Genomic DNA, 4,997 nt, shown 5'->3' with positions numbered 1-4,997 from the left:
TCGCACTCCTCTTTTGTCGCCCACACAAAATCGCCGGGGTTGGTCTGCTTGAGGGCGGAGATAGCCACGCCGTAGTTGAGCCCGGTCTGCACATCTTTCGTGAGGTAACCGAAGAGGAAGCCACCGGCAAAGGCGTCGCCTGCACCTACCCGGTCGACGATTTCCAGGTCAAACACTGGGGCGCGGAAGATCTGGCCGTCGCTATAGGCCAAAGCGGTCCAAGTGTTGCGCCAAACGGAAGGCGTTTCGCGGATCGTGATGGCCACTGCCTTCAGGTTCTTGAACATCTGGTTCAGGCGCTCGGCTACCTTCTCGAAGGATTCTTCTTTCACCCCGAACACCCGTTCCGCGTCCTCTTCAGTGGTTATGAGAACGTCTGCCTGAGAGACGAGTTCGGTCATGACTCGTCGTGCCTCTTCTTGGCTCCAAAGGCGGGCGCGGTAGTTGAGATCTATGGAAACGAAAATTCCATGTTCTTTGGCTTTTTTCACTGCTTCCTTTGTAGCTTCTGCCGCGGAGGGGGAGAGGGCTGGGGTGATTCCGGTAGTGTGGAAGGCCTTTGTTTGCGAAAAGATTTTGTCCCAATCCACTTCCCCGGGCTGGATTTTAGCCATAGCTGAGTCTCGGCGATCGTAAAGAACGGAGCTTGCCCGGGGGCTAGCTCCAAACTCCACGAAATAGAGGCCAACGCGATCGCCATCGGTCCAAACGATATGAGACGTGTCAACTCCCTGTTCCCGGGCCTTATTGGCAATCATTCGGCCCAAGGGGTTGTTGGTAAGGCGCGTGACGTAAGCGCAGCGGAGTCCCAACCGTTGGGCAGCCACGGCCACGTTCAGCTCTGCTCCACCTACGTTCACATCGAGAGAGTTTGTTTGTTCCAAGCGCTGAAAATTCGGAGGGGAAAGACGAAGCATCGCTTCTCCGAACGTCACAAGATTGTAAGACATCATCTTCTCCTTTTGTTGTTAAAGTTTCTCTTTTAAAGCTTTTCTTCTTTAAGCAAACGCAAATATAACCCCGTTATTGCAAGCAAAATGACCAGCATAAGCACACCAGTAGCTGCAGCAAGCCCAGTGTTAAAAAGTTGAAAAGCTTGTTGATACACAAAAGTAGCCAAAGTATGCGTACTATTCGCAGGCCCACCTCGTGTTAAAATCCATATAATGTCAAAAGCGTTAAAATTCCATATTGTTTCCATAGTTAATACAATTAAAATTATTCTGCGCATTTGTGGTAATGTTACATATCGAAACATCTGAAAGGCACCAGCGCCATCAATTGTTGCAGCTTCATATAATTCTTTAGGTATTGCTTGCAAGCCGGCCAATAAAAAAACTGTCATAACAGGCGTCGCTTTCCAAATACTAACAATGATTAGCGCTACAAAAGCCCAGAAAGGCTCTCCAAGCCAATTTATTGGGGCTGAAAGTTTTAAGTTTGTTAAAATAGCATTTATGATTCCATACCGCTCATCAAAAACCCAACGCCAACTTAACGCTGCTACTACATTAGGTACCACCCAGGGGATAACAACCAGGCCGCGGACTATGGCGCGTCCAGGAAATTGCCTAGTTAACAAAAGTGCAATAAAGAACGCGATAATAAAAGAACCGCCAACTGTACCTGTAACTAATATAAAAGTATTTTGTAATACCAATTTAAATGTTGGGTTAAAAGTTAAATGATAATAATGTTTTAATCCTACAAAATTATTAAAAAAAGCTAAATTTGTTGTATCAAAAAAACTTGTTAATATACTATTAATAAGCGGATAAAACAGAAAAAATCCTGTTAATAACAACAGCGGAGTAACCAAAAGTAAACCAATTATTTTAGTCATGTTTTATTTATATACAATCAAGGGCAGGGGGAGGCAATTCCCCCTGCCCTTGGCTGTCCTAGGTGCTATTGTCCGAAGAGCCGGTCCAACATTGTTTGCCATTGTTCGACCGCTTGTCCGACGTCAAGCTTCTTTAGAATAAGAGCTTGCAACCCCGGGTTAAACGTTGTTTGTCGGAAAGTTTCGTACTGTGGAAACGCAGGTCGCGAGCGTGAAAAGTGCATGGCGTCGACGAGAGGTCGTAGCTGTGGAGCATCCAAGTAAGCTGTTTCGGCGAACTTGCGTGTCCAGTTTAAAGAATTCAACGCCAAACAAATTCGGTCCAGGTAGCTGGGATCACCTTGGTGTAAGCTTATTATAAACTCTACAGCAAGCGCAGGGTGAAGGCTTTGGCTAGTGACTATAAGAGCGTTAGGATAGCCAAGATGAACGCAGCCAGCAGGTCCAGAAGGATTGAGTGCGCCGCTCCATTTACCTTGTAATTCAGGGGCTATAGAGTCGATCGTCCCCGCCGCCCAGAGACCGTTATACATCATGGCGATGTCGCCAGCTACAAAAGCCTTTACTGTGCTTTCCCAATCCCACCCGACAACTGTGGGAGGGACGACTTTATAAGTATGTATTAAATCATAATAGAACTGAACTGCAGTGCGTGCTTCATTAGTGTCCAATGTAGCCTTGCATCCCGTCGGGTCACAAACCGCTACTTCACCGCCAGCTTGCCACAAAAACGGTAAGAAATAGTCGTCTGGTTCCCACCCTGCAGCAGGGAACCCCAGGCCATAACGGCCATTTTGCGTAAGCCGTGATGCAAACTCAACAAGCTCTGCCCAATTTGAGGGGGGGCGCTCTGGATCTAATCCTGCCTCAGAAAAAAGATCTTTGCGGTAGAAAAACCCCCATGTGCTACCTTCCCAAGGCAGTCCCCAAACAACGTCTCCCTGTTGTAAGACCTTTAGTGCAGACGGAAGGAAAATCTCCAGAAATCCGCTGGGGAGGTACGGAGAAATATCGACGATTGCGTGCATGTTAACGAGCTCAGGAATCCAGGGCGTTGCATATATCACAATATCAGGAGCTGTGCCTGTTGCTAAAGATATCATAAGTTGCGACCTCAAATCTCCCCACGTGACTTCTGTGCGTGTGATAGTTACGCCAGGATGCTGTGCCTCAAAAGCAGCGATAGCTTCGTCCAAAATCTGGTAAACCTCAGGGACCCACAAAGTAGGATGAAGGATACGCAGGGTTTGAGCGCTTCCGAAACAACAACTTACAAAGATCCACGGAACCAACACCAACAGTTTTATTATTTTCATGTTTTACCTCCTTTTTATTTTTGTTTTATTAACGTTAACAAATTAAATAAAATATTGTCGTTTATTAAACTTAATCATACATATTAACCACCTCCTTTAAATTTGTTATTATTTTATAATACACCATAGCGCTTTTCCACATATCAGTAATTGAAACGTATTCCTCTGGTTGGTGCGCATTTTCGATTTGCCCAGGGCCAAAGATAAAAGTTGGTATATTTGTTTTAAGATAATAATAAGCATCACTCCAATACGGAGCCCATCCTACTGATACGGGGCGTTTGAGTACTACTCTTATAATTTTAGCGATTTTAGAAACCATTGGATGATCCTTGGGCATATATACAGGTTCGGTTGGCCCTTCAATAACTTCTATAATAAAATTCCAAATTGCCGCCTCATTTTGTTTAACTATTTCTGCATGGGCTTTTAATTTTTCAAGGATTTCTAGTGAATTACAACGTGGAGGATATCGAATATCCAAGATTGCGAATGCCTCAGCAGGAATTATATTAGGCCGGTGCCCACCAGAGAATATTCCAACATTACACGTTGTTTGACTATAGATATCGTCGATATATTGAAATATTATTGAAGAATCTTTGTTGTTCAAGGTATATAAATAAGCGATAAGGCCTTCTACTGCATTAACTCTGTGGTCCGGAACACATCCGTGCCGGGCTCGGCCTTGGCATTTAATTTTCACCCACATACTCCCCTTTTGACCTATAAATAATGCAAGATGCGATGGTTCACCTACAACAACCATATCAGCGCGCAATGACGAATCAGACAGTAAGAACTCAGTACCGCTCGGCGGCCCTTCCTCACCACCTACCGCAGAAAATATTATGCGTCCATCACGAAAGACGTCGGCCGCAGCTGCCAATGCCACTAACATTGCCGCGACTCCACCTTTCATATCTGCTGCTCCAATTCCATACAAATTATCCCCCAAAACGCGCGGAACGAAAGACTCTTTAGTTAAATAAGTTGGCGCTACCGTATCAACATGCCCGTTAAGCCATAGAGTCGGCCCTTTTCGATTTTCTAATATAGCTACGCAGCATGCCCTGCCTGGAGCGTAATGCCGAACTTCTGCAGGAATTTTGTGTTTGTTTAGCCATGAGGCAATAAAATTACAAATTTCTACCTCTCCAAGCATCTCTTCTTCTGCTACTTGAGCTTTATCACGCGGATTAACACTAGGAATGCGAAGCAAATCCATAGCTACTTCAAGTACAGCATTAAGTGTAATCTTCACTTACACCACCTGCCACAAAAGCATTTTTGATATTTTCAAAGCTCTTATAAAGTATTGTAACCGGCCCTTGCCGCGAGGTCAAGAGGAGGTGGTCGATGCGCCAAGAGATGGTGACCCACTCCCGTGGCCGGACTTGGGAGCGTTCGAGGCGTTCTTGAAAACGTGTGGCATCCCCCTATTCGTACGGTCATCCAAGAAAGCAGAAAAGGAGGGATGTCACCGTGCTAACACTCACCCTTGCCGAAACTTACCATCTCGCCCACTGGGAGGGCAAAGTGAGCTCGAGGATTCGGATCGTGGATACTTGGAAGGAATGCGGGAGCCTGGGGGAGGACCACCCGTCGGCTTTCCATCTCCCGCAATACGGTGCGGGAGTGGGTTTAGTGCTTCATTGCCTCCTTGCTCTCTTGCCGAGGGGGAAGCGGGCCCTTGCTGATCGGTCCCGCCAGCCCCACCACAAACCCTCGCTGCACTCCCCAAAGGCGGAGGGAAAGTGTCCTAGCTCTCCACCACCGTAAGGAGTAGGGAAGAAGGCGCGTCGTCCATGCCCTCGAGCTACCTGAGGGAACCGTGA

Annotated in this window: 5 protein-coding genes; 1 reads left to right on the top strand and 4 read right to left on the bottom strand. The window is 46.5% G+C overall.

Annotation, left to right across the window (positions count from 1 at the left end):
• The 4 genes from H5T41_10655 to H5T41_10640 all read right to left on the bottom strand — a co-directional run.
• Positions 1–950 (bottom strand): sugar kinase (locus tag H5T41_10655; GenBank protein MBC7109220.1); only part of this gene is annotated, 950 nt, incomplete at its 3' end.
• Between the two features lie 32 nt (positions 951–982).
• A complete protein-coding gene (locus H5T41_10650) occupies positions 983–1,843 on the bottom strand; it encodes a sugar ABC transporter permease (protein ID MBC7109219.1) in 861 nt (286 codons plus the stop codon).
• Positions 1,844–1,908: 65 nt separating this feature from the next.
• On the bottom strand, positions 1,909–3,066 hold the full coding sequence (locus H5T41_10645; protein ID MBC7109218.1) for a sugar ABC transporter substrate-binding protein: 1,158 nt from the start codon (positions 3,064–3,066) through the stop codon (positions 1,909–1,911).
• Between the two features lie 163 nt (positions 3,067–3,229).
• Positions 3,230–4,423: an ArgE/DapE family deacylase gene (locus H5T41_10640; protein MBC7109217.1), complete on the bottom strand. Its 1,194-nt coding sequence runs from the start codon at positions 4,421–4,423 to the stop codon at positions 3,230–3,232.
• 67 nt (positions 4,424–4,490) lie between these two features.
• Here H5T41_10640 and H5T41_10635 point away from each other — a divergent pair, with 67 nt between their 5' ends.
• On the top strand, positions 4,491–4,859 hold the full coding sequence (locus tag H5T41_10635) for a hypothetical protein (GenBank protein MBC7109216.1): 369 nt from the start codon (positions 4,491–4,493) through the stop codon (positions 4,857–4,859).
• The last annotated feature ends 138 nt before the right edge of the window (positions 4,860–4,997 follow it).

It is taken from the genome of Methanomassiliicoccales archaeon, assembly GCA_014361295.1.
Lineage (GTDB): Archaea > Thermoplasmatota > Thermoplasmata > Methanomassiliicoccales > JACIVX01 > JACIVX01.
Note: the sequence above shows the minus strand (reverse complement) of the source record. Positions and strands in the feature narration are given on the sequence as shown.

Coding starts and splice junctions, on each gene's coding strand:
- H5T41_10650 (MBC7109219.1), bottom strand. CDS start 1,843: ATGACTAAAATAATTGGTTTACTTTTGGTTACTCCGCTGTTGTTATTA.